A 19,669-nucleotide genomic window follows, 5' to 3' on the forward strand; every position below is an offset into this window, starting at 1 on the left:
GAAACCTGTGCGAACTCAGCATGGGTACAGTTCAGCGGGACTTCCTGTTAGAGTGGATCAATCGTTTTGACGCTTTGATTCTTTTGTCTCGACAAGGACCTGCAATGCTTACCTGTGTTGGTTACGCGGCCTCCAGCCCGACATCTCCCTTGGCTCCCTTCGCTTTTGAGCGCCGTGACTGCGGTCCTTTGGACGTTCAGATTGACATTACCCACTGCGGTGTCTGTCACTCTGACATCCATACCGCACGGAGCGAATGGGGGCCTGCTTCTTATCCATGCGTGCCGGGGCATGAGATTATCGGACATGTCAAAGCGGTTGGGCCTGACGTAACACGCTTTAAAGTCGGTGACCGGGTGGGCGTGGGCTGCATGGTGAATTCATGCCGAACCTGCGCGTCCTGCGAGGTTGGTCTGGAGCAGTATTGTGATGCCAGCCCAACATGGACATACAACAGCCCCGATCCGGCATTTCCGGCAGAAGGCGCCTACACGTTCGGCGGATATTCACGCGCTATCGTTGTCGATGAAGGTTTCGTCCTGCGTATTCCCGAAAATCTTGATCCGGCGGCGGCGGCACCATTGCTTTGCGCCGGGATCACGACATGGTCTCCGTTGTCTCACTGGAAAATCGGAACAGGGCATCGTGTTGGCGTTGTCGGGCTTGGTGGACTTGGCCATATGGGGGTCAAATTTGCCGTTGCGCTTGGTGCCGAAGTGACGCTGTTCACAACGTCTCCAAGTAAAGTCGAAGATGGGAAGCGACTTGGTGCACACCGGGTTGTCATTTCCCGCGATGAACAAGCGATGGCTGCCGAGGCAAACCGCTTTGATTTCATTCTTGATGCTGTGTCGGCAGATCATGACATCAATGCGTACCTGTCCCTGCTGAAGCAGGACGGACATATGGTGCTTGTAGGACTGCCGGAAAAGCCGATGTCTGTTGGGGCGTTCAGCCTTGTTGCCAAGCGCCGTAGTCTGGCTGGCTCTGCTATCGGCGGTATTCAGGAAACGCAGGAAATGCTAGATTTCTGCGGTCAGCATAACATCGTCAGTGACGTGGAAATCATTCGGATGGATGAGATCAATCAGGCGTATGAGCGCGTCCTGCGTTCAGACGTCAAATACCGCTTCGTGATCGATATGGCGTCCATGCCAGACAGCATCGCAGGCTGAAACCTTGGAGGGGAGGCGGTAGCAAGAAACTCCCCGCCTCCTTCCTGAGAAGAGTTTTACTTCTGGAGTTTCTACCCAACGGGAAGAAATGATTTTAGAATGAATCATCACGTTGCGACGTGTCGGGCGGAACTGGTTGCCGTCCTGACCACACTCCAGAGCGGAACACCAGAAGTTCTGACCGTTCAGAACGGAGCCTGCTTACCTGCAGGCGCCCTGGAAACGGAACACTCGTCATTGCAGCGTGGTGTGCGCCATTGGGTAGAGGAACTCACGGGGTTCCGCCTGGGCCATGTGGAGCAACTCTATACGTTCGGGGACTCTGTTCCTGCTGAAACTGAACGGCTTGTGCGTATTTCCTATATGGCTCTGACGCGCGACAGTGGCAATCAGGCAGGATGGAGGGGATGGTATCAGTACTTTCCTTGGGAAGACCGCCGGACAGAAAGAAGTGTTGCCCTCCTCAAGACCATCGAGCGGGCCCTTCTCAAGTGGGCTGCCCATGAGGAGGAAAAGCTCGACCGCTGTAAGGCCACGTTTGGCCTGAACGGGGAAAGCTGGAACGACGAAGCCGTGCTGGAGCGTTATGAACTGCTATGGGAGGCTGGTCTGGTCCAAGAGTCACCCCATTGTAGCGCCGGGCTGGGAGAGACTCCCATGCTCTGGGATCATCGGCGTATTCTCGCAACGGCGATGTCTCGTTTAAGAGCAAAAATTCGTTACACGCCTGTCGTGTTCGAGCTTGTGCCCGAAGAATTTACGCTTCTTCAACTCCAACAGGCGATGGAAGCCCTTTCGGGGCGTTTGATGCACAAGCAGAATTTTCGTCGATTGGTACAAAATCAGGATCTGGTCAGCGAAACCGATCGCTACGAGAGCGGGGTTCAGGGAAGACCTGCGCGGCTTTACAGGTTCCGGAAGGACAATTCTGAAAACTGCTATCTGACAGGGGCCAAGCTTCCACTGGGAACCTTCTCCTGAAAACGTGTTGACCGACAGGCTTGTAAATACCGTAAGATACATTATGCTCAATAGGAGCATAATGTATCTTACGGAGTCCGTCATGGGCCGTCAGCATGTCTTGGAAAGCCGTGACAGGCTTTACGAACCTGTCTCCCGCCTGATGGCGCGGGAGGATTGGGAACGTTTATACGCGGATGACATCGAGGCTATTCTTCGCCTGAAACGCGAACGAAATGCCGTTATCCTGGCTCATAACTATCAAACACCGGAAATTTTCCACTGTGTCGCGGACATCCGCGGAGACAGTCTGGCTCTGGCTCGTGATGCCCAGAACCTCGACGCAGACATTATTGTCATGGCTGGCGTTCATTTCATGGCGGAAACCGCCAAGCTGATGAATCCCGACAAGACGGTTCTAATTCCCGACGATCGGGCTGGCTGTTCTTTGGCAGAGAGCATAACGGCGGAAAACGTCCGGGAGATGAAGCGGCGCTATCCGGGGGTTCCGGTTGTCACGTACGTTAACAGTACAGCGGAAGTGAAAGCGGAAACAGACGTCTGCTGCACGTCGGGCAATGCCAGACGGGTCGTGGAAAGCCTAGGTGTTCCTCGTGTTATCATGATTCCAGACGAGTTTCTGGCTCAAAACATCGAGAACGAAACAGGCATCGAAATGCTGACCTGGGCGGGTCATTGTGAAGTGCATGAACGCTTTACACCGCAGGAAATTCGGCAGTATCGGCGAATTCATCCAGGTGTGACGGTCATAGCGCATCCTGAATGCCCGCCAGACGTGGTTGCCGAGGCGGACTATTCCGGCTCTACCGCCAATATGATTGACTACGTCGCGACGCACCGCCCGGAAAAAGTGTTGCTGGTGACAGAATGCTCAATGAGCGACAATCTGGCCGCTCTGAATCCGGAAACCGAGTTTGTTCGCCCGTGTAATCTTTGCCCACACATGAAGCGCATTACGTTGGCAGGAATCCGCAGAGCGCTCGAAAAACTCGAAACTCCGGTAACCATCCCGTCCGAGCTTGAAGGGCGAGCCCGCATGGCGGTCGAGAGAATGCTGGCAATCTAATTGTGAAGGAAATTCTTTTAAGTCACCTCGCTGGGCAACCCGTTATCGTAGGGGCAGGACTGGCAGGTCTTTCCGCTGCCCTGCACCTTCGCCAGCCCTGTGTTGTTCTCAGCCCGGCTCCGTTAGGGCACGAGGCGGCGAGTTCTTTGGCTCAGGGGGGAATTGCAGCCGCAGTTGGAGCAGAAGATTCACCGGATCTGCACGCTCAGGACACGTTAGCTGCAGGTGCCGGCCTCAGTGTTCCCCACATAGTGAAACTGATTACGAACTCGGCACCTGACGCCATCAGGACCTTGCTCGAGTGGAGCGTCCCTTTTGCAAAAAAGGGCGAAGCACTGGACCTGCATCTGGAAGCCGCGCATTCCAGACACCGTATTCTCCATGTCGGCGGAGATGGAAGCGGTACTGCGATCATGCAGACGTTGATAAAGCGTGTTCGAAGTCGCGATACCATCACTGTTCTGGAAGGAGCGCGACTAGAGGGCTTGGTTACGGAGGAAGAGCGCCTTGTTGGAGTCAGAACCTCACAAGGTTTTCTGCCCACTTCATGCTGCGTCATCGCATCCGGAGGCATTGGCGCTCTTTATGACTGTACCACTAGTCCTGGAACATTGACCGGGAACGGTCTGGCTCATGCTGCACGTGCCGGCGCCAGATTGGTCGATATGGAATTTACCCAGTTTCATCCAACAGCTCTCAAAGGCGTTGGCCAGACTGGGCGCAGACCTCTGGTGAGCGAAGCGGTACGCGGGGCGGGTGCTCTTCTGGTCGATGAAACTGGAAACAGATTTACGGAAGAACTCCAGCCACGCGATATCGTCGCACGAGCGATTTCGGCTCATATTCAAAGCGGACACGACGTTTTTCTGGATGCGCGGGGAATAGGAAAAACGCCCTTTAGTGTGAGGTTTCCGGCCATAACAGCGTCATGCATGGCCATGGGGATTGATCCGGACGCACAGCTAATCCCAGTCAGTCCAGCAATGCACTATCACATGGGTGGTCTGGATGTTGATGAGCAGGGGCGTACCTCTCTGCCTGGTCTGTGGGCCTGTGGAGAGGCGGCGTGTACCGGTCTTCATGGCGCTAATCGACTGGCGAGTAATTCACTACTTGAAGCCTTCGTAACCGGGAAATGGGTCGCAGAAAGCGTCGATAGCAGCATGCTTCCAAAGGTGCCGTTCGGGACGATTGCGCCGCGCGAAGTCAGCAATGCTCCTGCTGTGCATGATTTGGCCTCACTCATGAGCCAGTATGCCGGACTGCTCAGGGACGAGCGTGGATTGCAGGCCCTTTTTGAAACAATTCTTCCTGATATCCACGTCAGTAATGAAGCGCTCATTGCCGCCTTCGTTGCATCGTCTGCCCTGAAACGTAGGGAGAGCCGTGGAAGCCATTGGCGCACGGACTTTCCAAATCAAACGATGCCTAACCGAACTGTGCTGACCATAACTGATCTTCCTTCGCCATAAGGACACATTGCATGACCTTTCAGACCTTTCTGCCTGATCTTCTCTGGGAACCTGTAGTTCGTGCCGCGCTTGTTGAAGACCTGGGAACGGGCGGAGATGTGACGACACAGGCTCTTCTTGATCCTGAACAGCCCCTTCAGGCAGTTTTTCGTGCAAGACAAAACGGCGTTCTGGCGGGGTTGCAGGGGGCCCAGCTGGCATTCAGTCTTCTGGACCGCAAAGCAGAGTTTATTTCTCACAGGCAGGACGGTGACAGGATTGGGGCCGGGGATGTTCTGGCCGTCATTGACGGGTCTGCGAGTACCGTTCTGGCAGGCGAACGCACGGCGTTAAATCTACTCTCGCACCTGAGCGGCATCGCTACAGCGACGCGGGCGATCGTAGATGCCGTTCATGGCACGAAGGCTCGGATCTGTTGCACGCGCAAAACGCTTCCTGGCCTTAAAGCGGTTCAGAAATATGCAGTACGTGCAGGTGGGGGCGCCAGTCATAGATATCGGCTTGATGACGCCATCCTGATCAAGGACAATCATCTGGCCCTATGCGGGGGCGTCTCAGCAGCTTTGAAGGCGGCGCGTCAGCGGGCGGGGCATCTGATGAAGATTGAGCTGGAGGTGGATACGCTGGACCAGCTCGAAGAAGCGCTCGCGGCTGGCGGAGCAGATGCTTACCTTCTCGATAATATGGGTGTGGAAACGCTTCGTAGAGCTGTCAGACTTATCGATGGCCGCTCTATTGCTGAGGCATCTGGTGGAATTACACCGGAGACGGCGCGCCCGATTGCAGAGACCGGGGTGGACGTTTTGTCGTTGGGCTGGCTTACACATACGGTCAAAGCGCTGGATATCGGCCTTGATATAAGCGGCTAAGCTGGTTTTTCCGGCAAGAGCATTCCAGAGTAAGCTCTTGCCGAGAGTATGACTGTGTCCGTCAGGCCAGGACGTTGCCCATGGCAGGGTCTGTGATGCTCGTTTGTCCGGTTTCTACATGCCCGGCAAATCGAGATTGATTTCCCGGTTCATTGGAGCAGGAAAGAACAAGATCATACCAATGATGACTGGCATCGAGCTCAACGGAGACGGATGCCGACTGATTTCCTTCAAGGGAAAGAAAACGGTCTTCCGCACCATAAGCGTTATCCTGGATCCTGACCTTCTTTTCTGTGGACGCAGTATTCTTGAGGTTTAGAACTAGATTGCCGGTTCGAGCGTCTCCCCGCGCTTGAACCTGGATGTCCATAGGTTTTGCGTTCTGGAAGTAACGCGCAAAACCATTTGGCCCGAGAATGGTGAAGTCGTGCTGTCCGGCGCTCTCTATTTTCCAAACGTCAGTGATGGCTTTTCCCGGTTCCAGAGTATGGCGGCGAGGGGTCTCCTCGGTACCATCACGGTAAACGTAAAAACATGCCCCTGATGTTCCGTCATTGCGGATTTCAAAAGTCACGCTGCCTGCACGGGTCTCCAAGAGGTCTGCAGACAGTTTGTAAGGCAGAGGTCGCGCCAAGCGTGCACCTCGTTCCTGATCGCCGATATCGTCGAGCGTGCTTTGATGAGGAATAACGGGCGAGGGAAGCTTACAGGACGCGTCAGCAATTTTCCTGTAGGCGGCCGTGTCTGGAAGCGGCGGCTTAACCGTAGTTTTGCGCGAGAAATCGAACGCACTGGTCAAATCGCCGCAGACTGCACGGCGCCATGGCGTAATATTGGTTTCCTTGACGCCAAAACGGGCTTCGATGAAGCGTAGCACAGAGGTGTGGTCAAACACTTCGGAGCAGACAAAACCCCCAGTGCTCCAGGGAGAAATAACGAAAGCTGGTACACGCGGCCCTAAGCCATAAGGAAGATCGTCGGCCTTGTAGCGGTCTGGCCTGAAGCTTTGGAGGTGATTGTGAATTTCGTCTCTTGTCGTCACCGTGCTCTGACCGGGGAGAACCGGTGTGGGAGGCTGCGGGGGCGGCATATGGTCGAAATACCCATCGTTCTCATCATACATCACGAGAAAGACGGTTTTGGCCCAGACATCCGGGTTAGCCGTCAGGGCATCGAGCGCGTGAGCAATAAAGGTCGCACCGTAGCCGGGCGTCCACCGGGGGTGTTCAGAATATGCCGCCGGAGGCAGAATCCATGACACCTGTGGCAGCCGATCCGCCAGAACATCCTGTTTCAAGTGATCAAGGGTTCGCGCGGTCATGGCGCGCTCATGCAGGGCTGATCCCGGCTTGGCGTCAGCGAAATTCTTGAAACACATCAGAACGTTTGTGCCGAAATTACCGTTCTCAACATCTGCGCCTGACAGGCCCTGCTGATAAATCTGCCATGACACACCGGCCTCCTGAAGGCGCTCAGGGTAGGTCGTCCAGGTGAAAGGTTCAGGCACCTTGGGATAAAAATCTCTGTCTACCCAATCCACATTGTCGAGGATCGGGCCACCGCCTGTCGCATTGGGATCGACGGTACCAGACATGAGGTAAAAGCGGTTGGGGTGTGTCTGGGTCGGCGTGGAGCAGAAATAGTGATCGCAGACCGTGAACGCGTCAGCCAAAGCGTAATGGAAAGGAATATCTTCCCGTGTGTAATAGCCCATCGTCATATCTTTCTTGTGACGAGGCCACTGGTTGTTCCAGCCTTTGTTGATCGCTGCGTGAGTAGGGGCCCAGCTGTGGTCCAGATCAATCACGCATTCTGCACTGGTAGTTTGTGTTGGGAGATGGAACGGCGTGATCCAGCCATTTTCGGCTTTCTGCCGTTGCTGCCACCAGATCGGTTCGCGGTTCGGACCACGTACGACATGCCGGTCTCCATATCCACGGACGCCTGACAGGTGACCAAGATAATGATCGAAAGATCGGTTTTCCTGCATTAGCACAACGATATGCTGGACGTCTTCGATCGTTCCTGTGTCCCGACGGGCAGGGATGGCACGGGCACGCTGAATGGATGGAAGAAGCGCACTCAGGGAAAAGCCCGCTCCCAGACCCAGCACGCCGCGACGGTTCAGTTTTGTTGCCACCGTTGATCTCTTCCATACACTCAATTGTGATAAGACGCTTATCAGCCTCCGGAGATGAAATCATCAAGGAAATTCAGGATGTTTCATGTCACTTTTGTGAACGGGCATGGCGTTGAAGAGCGGACGTCGGCACCCACGGGTGAATGCCCGGAAACAAGCCGCCTTTTAGTTCAGAGTGTGTTTGAGATTGACTTCGCCTATAGGGGCTTGAATGATTTGTGCTGGTTATTTGAGTAGGACACCATGACACAGGATGATGCACCCACTTCCTCGTCCCGGCAGGGACGGGAAGAGGAAAACCACCCTCGGCGACGCGATGTGCTCGCGACAGTTACGCTCGGGATGGGCTGTGCAGGGGCCTGCGCGCTGGCATATCCGTTTCTCAACAGTTTGAATGGTACGCAGAGCAGTCGCATTGGCGAAGATGATACTGTTGAGGTTGATTGCTCGAAGCTGTCGCCGGGGCAGCAGCTTGTGGTGACGTGGCGTGGATGGCCGGTGTTCGTTCAGCGGCGCACACCAGAAATGCTGGCTTCGCTCCGTGTTCCTGAACTAGCGCATCGGCTGCGTGACCCAGATTCCAAAATGCACCAGCAACCTCAGGATGCGATCAACTGGCATCGCTCTGTTGTGCCTGAGATTGGCGTTCTGATCGGGATCTGTACGCATCTGGGGTGTGTGCCATCTTTTGACGCGCCATCGTCAGGCGATCGATCCGGGAAATATGCATGTCCCTGCCATGGGTCACAATTCGATATCGCAGGGCGGGCGTATAAGGATGCGCCAGCGCCATATAATCTTCCTGTTCCGCCTGTGACGATAATTTCTGATCAGCACCTTCTCATTGGGAAGAGTAAAGGCGATCCAGATTTTGATATCGCGAATATCCAGCAGATCTGATTGTCCTCATGACCGATAAATCTCAAGATCTCTCCCGGTGGGTAGAGAAACGTCTCCCGATTGTTTCTTCTTTTCGGCGTGAATACGTTGATTTCGCGATGCCGAAAAACCTCAATTATCTATGGAATTTCGGTGCTTTTGCCACGGTTTCGCTCGGGATGCTTTTGCTGAGCGGAATCTTTCTTGCTCTTAATTACACTCCGACAGTGTCAGATGCATTTTCCAGCATTGAGACCATAGATCGGCGGGTTGCATCGGGCTGGCTGGTTCGATCCATTCATATGGGCGGCGTTTCCATGCTGTTTGCCGCTCTCTACGTCCATGTCGCGAGAGGGCTTTATTACGGATCCTACAAAGCGCCTCGCGAACTGATCTGGTTCACCGGGCTCGGACTGCTTTTAATGGTCATGATAACGGCTTTTGCGGGATATATTCTCCCGTGGGGGCAGATGTCCTATTGGGGCGCCACAGTAGTCGTGAATGCGCTCAATACTGTTCCAGTGATAGGCAAATCCCTGACGTCTTGGCTGATGGGAGGGGAGGGACTTGGCAATGTTGCTTTACACAGGATCTACGTTCTTCATTTCCTGACAGCATTTTCCATTATTGGCGTCGTTGCACTCCATATCGCAACATTGCATGTGGCAGGATCTAATAATCCTACAGGAAGAGAGCCCAAGTCCTCTGACGACACCGTACCATTTCACCCTTATTACACGTCAAAAGATGGTTTTGGGCTTTGTCTTTTTCTCACCGTTTATGCAGCTGTTGTTTTCTTCGCTCCTGATTTCCTGACGCTTGCAGACAATTACGTGCAGGCCAACCCTATCGTGACGCCTCAGGACATTACACCTGAGTGGTATTTTTCGCCTTTTTACGCGATCCTTAGAGCGGTTCCCTCCAAGCTGGGAGGCCTCATCCTTGCTACAGGAAGCATAGGCGTATTATTTGCGGTTCCATGGCTGGATAAGTCCCCTATCAGATCCGCACGGTCTCGACCTCTCCTCCGACCAGCGCTTTTAATGCTTTTCTTCTCGTTTGTTGCTTTGGGTTTTGCGGGAATGCATCCACCAGCAGGGGGATGGCTATGGCTCAGCCGTGTGGCCGTTTGCTGCTGGTATTTATATTTTTTGGTACTTCTGCCTTTTCAATCGCGACGTGAAACATCACCATCCCCGACCGTCCAGCACGAGGGCTCGGAATGAAATATTTTTTCGTGGCTTTGCTTGCTCTTTCGCCTTTACAAACCATGGCTTCTACGCCTGAACAACGTGGGTTTCAGGTATTCAGGCAGGTCTGTAGTAACTGCCATAGCTTGAATTATGTCGCTTACTCGGATCTGTCAGAACTCGGCCTGTCTGTCTCGGCTATCAAGGACTATGCGGCACAGCATCAGGTTGCTGATGGTCTGGATGACGATGGGGACCCCAAAACGCGTCCAGCCCACCCATCCGATAAAATCGGGTCACCCTATCCGAGTGAAAATCTGGCCCGCATGGCCAATCATGGCGGCCTGCCACCGGATTTTTCACGGCTTGCCCTTACGCAGAAGGGCGGAACGGCCCGCATTATCCAGATTTTGGAATCTTACGCCTCGGCACCGGAAGGAACGGTGCTGCCCCAAGGGTCTTATTACAATCTGGCCATGAAGCATCGCCATATTGCAATGCCTCAACCTCTGCATGCTGGTCAGGTCAAGTACTCAGACGGGACGTCGGCAACCATTTCCCAGATGGCACAGGATGTAGGCACATTCCTGGAATGGACAGCTCGTCCACACCTTCAAACCCGGCATAGAATAGGCATTTATACGTTAATTTACCTTATTGTGATGAGTGTATTGGTATTCGTTCTCAAAAATAGAATATGGAAAAAGGTGAAGGAATAGGCTGTGACTTCCAATATAGTTTTTAAAGGGAAGTCACAGGAAAATAAATCTCGCTTTCAGAAAATGAATTCTTCTTACGGCAGCGGATGAAGAGCGTTCAGCGCTGCTCGTTCCGACACAATTTCTTTCGCTTTTTTGGGAGTGGCGCGAGCAGCCTTGATTTCATCATCAGAAAAGACCGGAGCCTTACCAGACGTATTCAGCGACGAGACATACGTAAGAACAGCGGCAATCTGGCTATCTGTAAGCGCTTTGAAAGAAGGCATAAAGCCCATGTATGTCTCGTCGGAAACGTCAATCGCACCATGCAGCCCATTTAGAAGAACATCTGTAAGATAAGCCTTTCCCTCAGGAGAAGAGGCGATTTTACCAACTCTTCCGCTTAAGGGGGGAAACTGCCCCGGCGATCCAATTCCAGCGGCCTGATGGCACACGCTGCACTTGCTGCTGTAGAGTGCCTGGCCATCTTCTGCATGAGCTATGGGCGCGGTTCCGAATAGAAATCCCATAACAAGAACTGTGCGTTTGATCATGGATGGCTCCCGACAGATCATCTGAGTGAAACAAAGACAAATTGATGTAACAGTATCAAAGCCTCGTACCAAGTCATTGGCCCAGTTCCAGGGAAACGCCCGGTCGATTTTACCTTCACCGTGCAAGTTAGCCGCATCATCAGGCCTCGATCACAGTGTGCTCAGGGGGCATTTTTCAGATGGCAAGCCTAGCTTGGCGTCGGAGAGGAAATCCTGATCCGTCAGCAGCCTGAGGAATGCGGTGAGATCTGTCAGTTCGGCTTGTGACAGTATTTGGCCTTTTGGGTGGGCCAGAATGGCGTCCTTGAGCGTAGAAGCAGAACCGTCATGCAAATAAGGTGCGGTTACCTCGACATTTCGTAGAGAAGGAGTCCGGATAGGTTCGGAATAAGATATCGACAGTGCATGGAATTTTTGGTCAGTGAATAGAGGTGGTTGGTGGCATGAGCTACACTGTCCCTTACCAAGAAATATCTCTTTTCCGTTTATTTGTGAGCGTGTCGCGCCAGATAATCCCAAGTCCCACGGCGACTTATAGGAAGTTAGCTCTCGCTCGAATGCTGACACCGCCTCGGCAACAGAGCGGGCATCAATCGGAATGTGTTTTTCAGGAAAAGCTTTCGAAAACAGAAGGCGATAGCAAAGGTTTCGGGAAAGCCGACGAGAGAGTTCTGACATGTTGGTCATACCCATTTCCACAGGGTGATGGCCACTCAGCGGAATAAAAAACTGATCTTCCAGTGTTATGACATGTTGGTTGATCCAGGTGAACGTATGAAATTGTCCGACATTCGCGAGTGGTGGAACATTCCGGATTCCGTCCTCATCTGTAACGCCGGGATGGGTCGGATTTCCATCTGAGAAGGCATGACGCTGCTCATGGCAGGTTGCACAGGACATACTGCCATTAAGAGAGAGGTCTGCGTCGTAGAAGAGTCTGTGCCCCAAATCAATTTTTGCATCGAGTGAGGAAATATCCGTGGCAACCGCTGGTAATGCTATCCCGGTTATAAGAAGCCCTAGAGATAGCAGTAGCTGATGGAGCATCAGGGAAGCGCAGAGACCATGACAGGCATGTCTTGCAGGCCGCTTCCCGCAAGTTGAACTGTATATTGTCCCGCCGAAAGCTGAAAGTCCACCATTTTGCGGATGCCAGAGCAGTCGGGACCATGCTGATGATGTGTTGAAGTAGCTGGGCCACCCTGTCCAAGAACATCGATCCACGTTTTATTTGGCAGCATGATACGATAGGTCCCACCCTTGGGAGCCTCGAAAGCAATCATCCCTCCGTAACTGACACTTCCGCCCGGTTCAGCGGGCCTCTGCAGAAAATGAACGTCAGGAGTGTGTTCCAGATGAACGGTGGCCGCGTGATTGAGCGTCAGGTGACTGTTAGAAAGAACGGCTTGATTTGTGGCGGCCGTCAAGGGAGTGGGATGGCTCCAGCCCTCATCCCCAGCAGGCAGAGAGGTTGTTCCAGGTTTGCAAGCTGCGGGGTCAGCCAACGCTGTACCGGCACTAAAAAGCATGGCTAGGGAGAGGATACCGGGCAGGATACGCTTCATGGTTATGTTTTCCAGCAAAGCCTTCAGGTGCGTCTATTGAAGCACCTGAATATGGAAATTTGCCAGAGGTATGACGACATCGAAACGTGTCAGATGGCCAGCCCCTAAAAGCGCGGACATGGTTGGGAACGCCATACCCGCAATACCAGAGAAGGTCAGAGAGCAGGGGCGTTGAACGTGTCGCAGCGTTTGATATCGCCGCTTTCCAGCCCGCGCTTGAACCACGCTACTCTCTGCGCAGATGTTCCATGCGTGAAGCTATCCGGGACAACGTATCCCTGGGCTTGCCGTTCCAGGCGATCGTCACCAACCGCTGAGGCTGCGTTCATACCTTCTTCGATGTCTCCCGTCTCAAGGAAATGGCGGGTATCATTCGCGCGCTTGGCCCAGACACCAGCGAAACAGTCTGCCTGTAGCTCAACGCGCACGGAAAGGCCGTTAGCCCCTTTCTGGGCGGCGCTCCCTTGCTGATTGACCTGCTGCATAATGCCCAGTTCATTTTGAACGTGATGCCCGACCTCGTGAGCAACCACATAGGCCCTCGCGAAGTCTCCGCTTGCTCCCAGACGATTCTGCAACTCCTGAAAGAACTGCAGGTCGAGATAAACCTTGTGATCGGCAGGGCAATAGAACGGGCCTACAGACGTTTGAGCATAGCCACAGCCAGACTGTGTGCCGCCTGAAAAAAGCACCAGACCGGGATCATGATACGTTCGCCCCATCTGTTGAAAGGTGCTGCTCCAGACATCTTCGGTAGATCCGAGAATACGGGCGATGAATTTTCTTCCCGGATCGTCTTTTACTGCCTGCGGCTGGCTGGTCGCCGGTGTATTTGCTGCCGGTCCATTCTCGAGAAGGTTCAGGACCACTCGGGGATCAACGCCGAAGTACAGTGCGCCAATGACAAGGATGACACCACCAACCCCTCCGATCCTCAAAGGGCCGCGTCCTCCGCCTCCGGAACCGCGTCGATCATCAATGTTGGTGCTTTCCCGTTGGTCGTCGAGACGCATGTGTGTTTTGCCCTGTTGCCGTTTCCCGGATGGGAAGATTGTTAAGTTATCCTTTATCAGATTTCGTGAGCGCAAGGCACCGTTTGGGCACCAGGCTTCGAAGAAGTGTGAAGACATCCTCTACGACCTCGTGTCACAGTCACGACAGTTGCAACAGGAGTTATCATGATGCTGTCGAAATCCGGTTTTCTGTTGGCCTTGTCATGTTTGACAGCCACGCCAGCATTGGCTGGCCCAAGTTTGGATCAAGCTCTCAAACTTTCAGAGCGAACGCCGGCTTTCGTCGCCCGTGACAGTGTTCGACACCCGTTGGAAGAGCTGCAGTTTTTCGGGATATCTCCGACGTCCAATGTCATAGAGATCTGGCCTGCTGGAGGGTACTGGACCCAAATTCTTGCGCCGTATCTTCGTGACGAAGGCACTTATACAGTTGCTCTCGGGCCCGCAGATATCAAAAAGCAGAGTATTGCCAAGCTTCAGGCTACGCATCCGGATATCTACGGAGCCGTCAAAACCACTCGTTTTGATGCAGAGAATTTGAATTTCGCACCGGCAGACAGTGCGGATCTCGTCATGACATTCCGGAATATGCACAACTGGATGGAAGCTGGAAATGCCCCGCAGATGCTGGAGGCAATCCACAAAGTGCTGAAACCTGGCGGTATTCTGGGCATTGAAGACCATCGCGGCAACACCAGCGCTCCGCAGGACCCGCAGGCAAAAGACGGGTATGTGAGACAGGCATACGCCATCCAGATGATTGAGAAAGCGGGTTTCAAGCTTGTTGGGAGCTCCGAAATCAACGCCAATCCCCGGGATACGGCACAGTGGCCCAAAGGGATCTGGACCCTTCCTCCAACATACGCTCTGGGCCAAGTTGATCGCGCCAAATATGCCGCCATCGGGGAAGGGGACAATTTTGTTCTGAAATTCCAGAAGGTTGGAAATTAACTCCTAAATCAATTTTCTTTCTGTGAGGTGTGATTTTTCAGTCATTTAGGTCGTTGATAGCCATTGCAAGAGCCGTGGAGATCGTCTAGACCCACCTCACAGTCTGCGGGCATGGTGGAATTGGTAGACACGCCAGATTTAGGTTCTGGTGGCGCAAGCTGTGGGGGTTCAAGTCCCTCTGCCCGTACCAGTCATTTTCAATATCCTCGTTGTTCCGGCAGACAAGATTGTCTGGCTTTAGGTCTGTGAGGGGCGTTGAAATATCTTCCGCTTGGTTTCGTCGGGTTTCTGGTTATCGCATGTCCCGCACATGCGGCTTCTTGCCCAGCCTTATTTGCCAAAGGCGTTCCCCCCGCACTTCTGTCAGAGACCGCGCGATCAGGCACTGTTCAGCTGTGTAATGACCATTATGCCGCTCTGGTTTCAGAAGCGACAAAAGGCCCGCTCTGGTCTGCTGAAGACCTGACCGAAGAAAATCTTGAAATTGCCGATGACACGAACCGACAAGGAAAATTCTTTCCCGATATGAGGCTACCGGCCTCCATGCGCGCGTCGCTGACGGACTACAGAGCCTCAGGCTACGACCGGGGACATATGACACCAAGCGGCAATGAGCCGGGTCTTGCGTCTCAGCAGCAGTCTTTTCTGCTGTCCAATATTGTTCCCCAAACGGGTGAGTTGAACCGTGGCCCGTGGGAAGGTGTTGAAAGCGCTGTCAGAGGGTGGGCACGTCAGGAAGGCGAAATATTCGTCGTTACTGGCCCCGGATACGATCCCGATCATACCGCAACAATTGGAAGAGGGCGTATTCCGGTTCCCGCTGTGACATGGAAAGCCATATACGATCCGGCTTCCAACGGGACGGGCGCCTATGTGTGCCTGAATACACGCAAGCCAACCTGCAAGATCATAGCCGTTGCGCTTCTGATGCAGCTCGTGAACGTGGATCCGTTTCCCGCGCTTCCGCAGTCCATGAAGGAACAGGTTGTGGGCATGCCACCCATCAGGGAGAGCCCTTATGCACTCTCCAAGCGTCCGCGTAGCAATAGACTGCTAAAGGAGTGGGGCTCAAAGGCCGCACAAAAGGCAATCAAAGCCCTCGTCAAGGCTCTCGTTCAGTAGAGCCTTAACGGACCTTTGCCAGTCTCCCTACTCAGGGGGTGAAGACAATCGTCTTGTTTCCATTCAGGATTGCCCGTCGTTCAATGTGATACCGTACGGCACGGGCAAGTACGCGGCGCTCAATGTCACGCCCCTTGCGGATCAGATCTTCAGGATCATCAGCATGAGAAATGCGTTCTACGTCCTGCTCAATGATCGGCCCTTCATCCAGATCACTGGTGACGTAATGGGCCGTCGCACCAATAAGCTTCACGCCCCGGCTGAACGCCTGATGATAGGGGCGGGCACCTTTGAAGCCTGGCAGAAACGAGTGATGGATATTGATGCAACGCCCGGAAAGGCGAGTAGCCATCTCATTTGACAGGACCTGCATGTAACGGGCGAGAACGGCCAGTTCAGCCCCACTTTCCTGAAAAATGGTCCAGATGCGTGCCTCCTGCTCAACCTTGGTATCTTTGGTGATGGGAAGATGGTGAAACGGCACGCCATGGAAATCCAGATCAGCATAGGTTTCCCTTGCATGATTGGAGATAATCCCGACTGGATCTATCTGCAGTTCACCGATACGCCAGCGATAGAGAAGATCGACAAGACAGTGATCAAAGCGGGAAACAAACAGCAGGACTTTCTGGCGCTTTGACGTGTCGCTGATGTGCCAGTCCATTGCGAAGTTTTCGGCCAGCCGGGAAAATTCGGTTTTCAATTGCGTTTCGGACAAACCCTCTTTTGGGAGCTCAAAGACAATCCGCATGAAAAACTGGGTACTGTCAGTATCGTCGAACTGCTGTGCTTCCGTGATATTCGCACCAAGCTCATAAAGACGCTGACTGATGGCAGCTACAATGCCAGGGCGGTTAGGGCAGCTTAAGGTGACTACGAAAGTTGTAAGCGTAGATGACTGACGAATCATGAAAGGCGGGGTCCAGCGTTGAATTGCCACTTGGCATGGTGACGGATCGGTCCCTACCTATACGCCCAGATGGTAGACAGGCAAAACACCGGGCAGAGGGCTTTATGACGATACGGGATTATCTGTTTGCAGGATCTTGCCTGCTAATCGTTGTTCTGTTCGGGAACGCAGACGCATCAGCACGGCAAGAAAGTATTCCGTCACCGGCAGAGCAAAAACTCATTTCGCGTCAGATCGCGTCTATTCGTGACCCACGGGAGAGGAACGCTGTGGCGACGCAAGGAACAGCCTGGCTTATGACAACCTATCTCTGCCAGCCTGCCGCGCGGCACGAACTCGTTAAGCGAGGAAGTTCAAACAATCGATTTTTTCTTCAGGATGACAGGCCAGAAAGCCAGGTGGTCGTAAACGCGTCTCTGATACGAGGGCGGGGACAGTATCAAAGGAAATCAGCCCCTATTGAGTGGGTCTCATTTACATGGGAGTGTCATCTTGATCCAAGCACAGGAAAAGTACTTGGATTTGACGTGAGGACGAATACGCACGAGAAGTGAACCATGACTTACACGCCAGAAAATCCTCAGAAGGGCTTCTAATGGATTTCACCATTTTCTACGGCTGAACAAAACATCTTCCAGTCTTTATGGGTTTGATCTGCATACGTCTCAGAGAAGTCTGATATGGCTGAGGCGAAAGAAGCGCCTTTACCCAGATAGCCAGAAATCATGCTCACATTGCCAGAACGTGCATGTGCCCGCGCCAAAGTCCGTCCGCACAATTTTGCATAATCAGCCAAACCATCCTGAGCCACATCTGAGCCGACAGCGGCCAATCGGCTATCCTTGACACGCCTCACATAAAACTGTCGCCCGCTTCCCGAGAGATCAGGTGTATCGCTAGATATTGAGGCATTACTGTGCGTCCACCCCAAAAATGTGTCAGACACAGCCTGCATGATCCGCTGCCCCGTTACGACGCGCTCTCCTTGATTGGCGAAGGGTGAAGTCAGCGTATCAGTCTGCAGAACGGACATCTGGGCTTCCTTGATCTGCAGAAGCATGGTCTCTCCATCCGCAGTTGAGAACAGTCCAATTGCACAGAACGTTCCGACACTCCCAATCCCGACAACCTTAAAAATAACGTCTTTCAGAGTGTACCGGCGCAATAGAATCGCCCGCTCTAATGGCTGTGTTTCAACATATCGACTAAAAGCAAGCCGGATGGTCTCTTCCTGTTCGGGTAACCGCATGACCAGCGGAGGCTTTTCCTTGAACGCCGGATTTTTTCCATCACTTGCAATCAGGCCGAAATGCCCTTTTGCTGCTTCCATCCGCTCAGAAAGAAGCTTTTCTGCGCGAGTACGGACTTTTGGGTCCTCAAAACCGGCAATTGCAGCTGTGAGGTCAATGCGCTCTGACCAGATCTGAAGAGGGGTCATCGCGGCCAGCCGCGTTATTTGCTCGCAATAAGAAAGAGACATGCTTGTCGCCAGGTCTTTGGTAGCCTTGCTGGATAGCCCGCCTTCCTGACCGGCAAGCACCAGCGAAGTCCCCAAGCGCTTAACATCCCATTCAAAGGGTGCCTTTAGGGTCTCATCAAAGTCATTGATATCAAAAACCGGAACGCCTTCCGGAGACGAATAGCTTCCGAAATTGGCAAGATGGCAATCTCCACAAGACTGGACATTGATGCCCGATGCCGGGGTGGAAGCAAGATCTTTGGCCATGACAATCGCAGATCCACGAAGGAACGTGAAAGGTGAGACTTTCATTCGCTGATAGCGCACCGGGAGAAGAGACGAAATGCGGCCTTTTCCCTGTTCGATTAAAAGATTTACAGGGTTTTGGCGTGCGTCTGAGGCACTCCATTCAGCATGGGCTCCACGGGGCGTCTGTTTTCTAAGCTTAGCTCCCTGACAATGACTTTCTTTTCTTGTCAAAAGAATAGATTTGTGGGCATTAATTTCTCTGCAATCGTGCTTCATGACCAGTATTCTCCGCTATAAGTTCATCCTTAATGACAAGAATTGGTAATTATATTTTCTATTTTCTATTATTTCGAAGAAATTTTTGAAACCCGCGGTTTCCTAAGAAAGTCAGTAAAGGCATACTGAGGCGCAGGAGAGACGGCATTAGCAAGCATAAACCACCAAAAATTCCGTCGATTTTAGGAAAAAATCTCTCAAGTTTTGGCTTTTGAATAAGCTTCAGGATTTCAGAGGCAATAACTTCTGGTGTTGCGGGGGTGCCAACAAAATTTAGAACCGAACCACCAGTCTCCATCTCCTGACGTAGCATCTCCGTTTCCACAGCTCCCGGAAAAATGGATGAAACCGCAATGCCTTTAGGGCTTATTTCCTGAGCCAACGATAGGGCAAAGTTTCGCAGTCCTGCTTTGGTCGCACCATAAACACTACTCCCAGCTAAAGGAATCGTCGCGGCCATGGAGTTTACTATTATAATACGGCCTCCAGCCGGAATTTTTGGCACTAATAAAGACGTAAGTGCAATCGGTGCTGTCAGATTAATCGAAATTTGCCGTATTACATCTTCCGGTTGAGTATCTTCGACCATGCCCGGGCTTATAATTGCCGCACAATGAATCAAGATATCGACACCAGGAATTTGTTTTAAAAGGACTTCATTTGCTCGGCTGATGTCGTGCAGGTTAGAGGCATCGTAATAGATATGCGTCAGTGCTTCATGGGCAATATCTGGAGCAGTGCGAGACAACGCAACTACTCTATGGCCTTGATCTAAAAGCTTTCGGGTGACAATCGTTCCGATGCCTCCAGAAGCCCCCGTAAGAACGACGGTTTGAAAAGCGGAAACTGGCCTAAGGGGCGACTTAAGAGGCATCTAGAAAACAATCACTGTGAGCATGATGAGAGCGTTATGAAAGAAAAAAATTTGAAGCGACGATGCTCATCTTCCTATTTCCACTGAATTAAATCTAGAGGCTTTAGGCACGCTTTGAAACAAATTATTTTATCCTCCTTGGACTTTCAACACTCGTTAATTGATAAATAATTATTTTGAATTACTTTTAGAGATCTGAATTTGATGATTTGGTTGATAATTTTTT

The 19,669-nt window shown here is 52.6% G+C and carries 18 protein-coding genes and 1 tRNA gene; 11 read left to right on the plus strand and 8 right to left on the minus strand.

Annotated features, from left to right (window positions below; genetic code table 11):
- The first annotated feature begins 104 nt into the window (after nucleotides 1–104).
- From KP708_RS02950 to nadC, 5 genes are all read left to right on the plus strand, one after another.
- Nucleotides 105–1,175 (plus strand): NAD(P)-dependent alcohol dehydrogenase, encoded by a 1,071-nt coding sequence (locus KP708_RS02950; protein ID WP_215750326.1) that lies wholly within the window; start codon nucleotides 105–107, stop codon nucleotides 1,173–1,175.
- 99 nt (nucleotides 1,176–1,274) lie between these two features.
- Nucleotides 1,275–2,156, plus strand: coding sequence for an NrtR DNA-binding winged helix domain-containing protein (locus tag KP708_RS02955; RefSeq protein WP_215750327.1), 882 nt, complete (start codon nucleotides 1,275–1,277; stop codon nucleotides 2,154–2,156).
- Nucleotides 2,157–2,238: 82 nt separating this feature from the next.
- On the plus strand, nucleotides 2,239–3,222 hold the full coding sequence (nadA, locus tag KP708_RS02960) for a quinolinate synthase NadA (RefSeq protein ID WP_215750328.1): 984 nt from the start codon (nucleotides 2,239–2,241) through the stop codon (nucleotides 3,220–3,222).
- A gap of 2 nt (nucleotides 3,223–3,224) precedes the next feature.
- A complete protein-coding gene (locus KP708_RS02965; protein ID WP_215750329.1) occupies nucleotides 3,225–4,694 on the plus strand; it encodes an L-aspartate oxidase in 1,470 nt (489 codons plus the stop codon).
- Between the two features lie 11 nt (nucleotides 4,695–4,705).
- Nucleotides 4,706–5,563: a carboxylating nicotinate-nucleotide diphosphorylase gene (gene nadC, locus KP708_RS02970; RefSeq protein ID WP_215750330.1), complete on the plus strand. Its 858-nt coding sequence runs from the start codon at nucleotides 4,706–4,708 to the stop codon at nucleotides 5,561–5,563.
- Nucleotides 5,564–5,624: 61 nt separating this feature from the next.
- On the opposite strand, the gene KP708_RS02975 is transcribed toward nadC, so the two are convergent.
- Nucleotides 5,625–7,703, minus strand: a complete 2,079-nt coding sequence (locus KP708_RS02975; protein WP_215750331.1) for a phosphocholine-specific phospholipase C — start codon at nucleotides 7,701–7,703, stop codon at nucleotides 5,625–5,627.
- A 243-nt stretch (nucleotides 7,704–7,946) separates the two neighbouring features.
- Here KP708_RS02975 and petA point away from each other — a divergent pair, with 243 nt between their 5' ends.
- Genes petA through KP708_RS02990 form a run of 3 tightly spaced genes read left to right on the plus strand, consistent with a single transcriptional unit; the run spans nucleotide 7,947 to nucleotide 10,491 of the window.
- Complete coding sequence (gene petA, locus KP708_RS02980; protein ID WP_215750332.1) at nucleotides 7,947–8,603, plus strand: ubiquinol-cytochrome c reductase iron-sulfur subunit; 657 nt, start codon at nucleotides 7,947–7,949, stop codon at nucleotides 8,601–8,603.
- Nucleotides 8,604–8,611: 8 nt separating this feature from the next.
- On the plus strand, nucleotides 8,612–9,808 hold the full coding sequence (locus KP708_RS02985) for a cytochrome b N-terminal domain-containing protein (protein WP_215750333.1): 1,197 nt from the start codon (nucleotides 8,612–8,614) through the stop codon (nucleotides 9,806–9,808).
- Nucleotides 9,805–10,491, plus strand: a complete 687-nt coding sequence (locus KP708_RS02990) for a cytochrome c1 (protein ID WP_215750334.1) — start codon at nucleotides 9,805–9,807, stop codon at nucleotides 10,489–10,491. The genes KP708_RS02985 and KP708_RS02990 overlap by 4 nt, the downstream gene beginning before the upstream one ends.
- 74 nt (nucleotides 10,492–10,565) lie before the next feature.
- Here KP708_RS02990 and KP708_RS02995 read toward each other — a convergent pair whose 3' ends face one another.
- The 4 genes from KP708_RS02995 to KP708_RS03010 form a co-directional block, all read right to left on the minus strand.
- Complete coding sequence (locus KP708_RS02995) at nucleotides 10,566–11,024, minus strand: cytochrome c (RefSeq protein WP_202208011.1); 459 nt, start codon at nucleotides 11,022–11,024, stop codon at nucleotides 10,566–10,568.
- 150 nt (nucleotides 11,025–11,174) lie between these two features.
- Nucleotides 11,175–12,071 carry a cytochrome-c peroxidase gene (locus KP708_RS03000; protein WP_215750335.1) on the minus strand — a complete coding sequence of 299 codons (897 nt, stop codon included), beginning with the start codon at nucleotides 12,069–12,071 and terminating at the stop codon, nucleotides 11,175–11,177.
- Nucleotides 12,071–12,589, minus strand: coding sequence for a hypothetical protein (locus tag KP708_RS03005; protein ID WP_215750336.1), 519 nt, complete (start codon nucleotides 12,587–12,589; stop codon nucleotides 12,071–12,073). Before KP708_RS03005 ends, KP708_RS03000 begins: the two co-directional genes overlap by 1 nt.
- 155 nt (nucleotides 12,590–12,744) lie before the next feature.
- A complete protein-coding gene (locus tag KP708_RS03010; protein ID WP_215750337.1) occupies nucleotides 12,745–13,602 on the minus strand; it encodes a neutral zinc metallopeptidase in 858 nt (285 codons plus the stop codon).
- A 165-nt stretch (nucleotides 13,603–13,767) separates the two neighbouring features.
- On the opposite strand from KP708_RS03010, the gene KP708_RS03015 reads away from it, so the two are divergent.
- The 3 genes from KP708_RS03015 to KP708_RS03025 all read left to right on the plus strand — a co-directional run bounded on the left by KP708_RS03015 (nucleotide 13,768) and on the right by KP708_RS03025 (nucleotide 15,675).
- Complete coding sequence (locus tag KP708_RS03015; RefSeq protein ID WP_252347394.1) at nucleotides 13,768–14,553, plus strand: class I SAM-dependent methyltransferase; 786 nt, start codon at nucleotides 13,768–13,770, stop codon at nucleotides 14,551–14,553.
- Nucleotides 14,554–14,658: 105 nt separating this feature from the next.
- A tRNA-Leu gene (locus tag KP708_RS03020) sits at nucleotides 14,659–14,743 on the plus strand.
- A 65-nt stretch (nucleotides 14,744–14,808) separates the two neighbouring features.
- Nucleotides 14,809–15,675 carry a DNA/RNA non-specific endonuclease gene (locus KP708_RS03025; RefSeq protein WP_215750338.1) on the plus strand — a complete coding sequence of 289 codons (867 nt, stop codon included), beginning with the start codon at nucleotides 14,809–14,811 and terminating at the stop codon, nucleotides 15,673–15,675.
- 31 nt (nucleotides 15,676–15,706) lie between these two features.
- Here KP708_RS03025 and purU read toward each other — a convergent pair whose 3' ends face one another.
- The 3 genes from purU to KP708_RS03040 form a co-directional block, all read right to left on the minus strand.
- Complete coding sequence (gene purU, locus KP708_RS03030; RefSeq protein ID WP_215750339.1) at nucleotides 15,707–16,585, minus strand: formyltetrahydrofolate deformylase; 879 nt, start codon at nucleotides 16,583–16,585, stop codon at nucleotides 15,707–15,709.
- A 592-nt stretch (nucleotides 16,586–17,177) separates the two neighbouring features.
- On the minus strand, nucleotides 17,178–18,569 hold the full coding sequence (locus KP708_RS03035; RefSeq protein WP_215750340.1) for a DUF2252 domain-containing protein: 1,392 nt from the start codon (nucleotides 18,567–18,569) through the stop codon (nucleotides 17,178–17,180).
- A 58-nt stretch (nucleotides 18,570–18,627) separates the two neighbouring features.
- A complete protein-coding gene (locus KP708_RS03040) occupies nucleotides 18,628–19,443 on the minus strand; it encodes an SDR family oxidoreductase (RefSeq protein WP_215750341.1) in 816 nt (271 codons plus the stop codon).
- Nucleotides 19,444–19,669 lie beyond the last annotated feature (226 nt).

It is taken from the genome of Gluconobacter sp. P5H9_a, assembly GCF_018812085.1.
Lineage (GTDB): Bacteria > Pseudomonadota > Alphaproteobacteria > Acetobacterales > Acetobacteraceae > Gluconobacter.

Bases quoted from the DNA above. Each gene is read 5' to 3' on its own strand.
- KP708_RS02990 (WP_215750334.1), top strand. From the start codon at position 9,805: ATGAAATATTTTTTCGTGGCTTTGCTTGCTCTTTCGCCTTTACAAACC.
- nadC (WP_215750330.1), top strand. From the start codon at position 4,706: ATGACCTTTCAGACCTTTCTGCCTGATCTTCTCTGGGAACCTGTAGTT.
- KP708_RS03015 (WP_252347394.1), top strand. From the start codon at position 13,768: ATGATGCTGTCGAAATCCGGTTTTCTGTTGGCCTTGTCATGTTTGACA.
- purU (WP_215750339.1), bottom strand. From the start codon at position 16,585: ATGATTCGTCAGTCATCTACGCTTACAACTTTCGTAGTCACCTTAAGC.
- KP708_RS02950 (WP_215750326.1), top strand. From the start codon at position 105: ATGCTTACCTGTGTTGGTTACGCGGCCTCCAGCCCGACATCTCCCTTG.
- KP708_RS02995 (WP_202208011.1), bottom strand. From the start codon at position 11,024: ATGATCAAACGCACAGTTCTTGTTATGGGATTTCTATTCGGAACCGCG.
- KP708_RS02955 (WP_215750327.1), top strand. From the start codon at position 1,275: ATGAATCATCACGTTGCGACGTGTCGGGCGGAACTGGTTGCCGTCCTG.
- KP708_RS03000 (WP_215750335.1), bottom strand. From the start codon at position 12,071: ATGCTCCATCAGCTACTGCTATCTCTAGGGCTTCTTATAACCGGGATA.
- KP708_RS03035 (WP_215750340.1), bottom strand. From the start codon at position 18,569: ATGAAGCACGATTGCAGAGAAATTAATGCCCACAAATCTATTCTTTTG.
- KP708_RS03005 (WP_215750336.1), bottom strand. From the start codon at position 12,589: ATGAAGCGTATCCTGCCCGGTATCCTCTCCCTAGCCATGCTTTTTAGT.
- KP708_RS03010 (WP_215750337.1), bottom strand. From the start codon at position 13,602: ATGCGTCTCGACGACCAACGGGAAAGCACCAACATTGATGATCGACGC.
- KP708_RS03040 (WP_215750341.1), bottom strand. From the start codon at position 19,443: ATGCCTCTTAAGTCGCCCCTTAGGCCAGTTTCCGCTTTTCAAACCGTC.
- nadA (WP_215750328.1), top strand. From the start codon at position 2,239: ATGGGCCGTCAGCATGTCTTGGAAAGCCGTGACAGGCTTTACGAACCT.
- KP708_RS02985 (WP_215750333.1), top strand. From the start codon at position 8,612: ATGACCGATAAATCTCAAGATCTCTCCCGGTGGGTAGAGAAACGTCTC.
- petA (WP_215750332.1), top strand. From the start codon at position 7,947: ATGACACAGGATGATGCACCCACTTCCTCGTCCCGGCAGGGACGGGAA.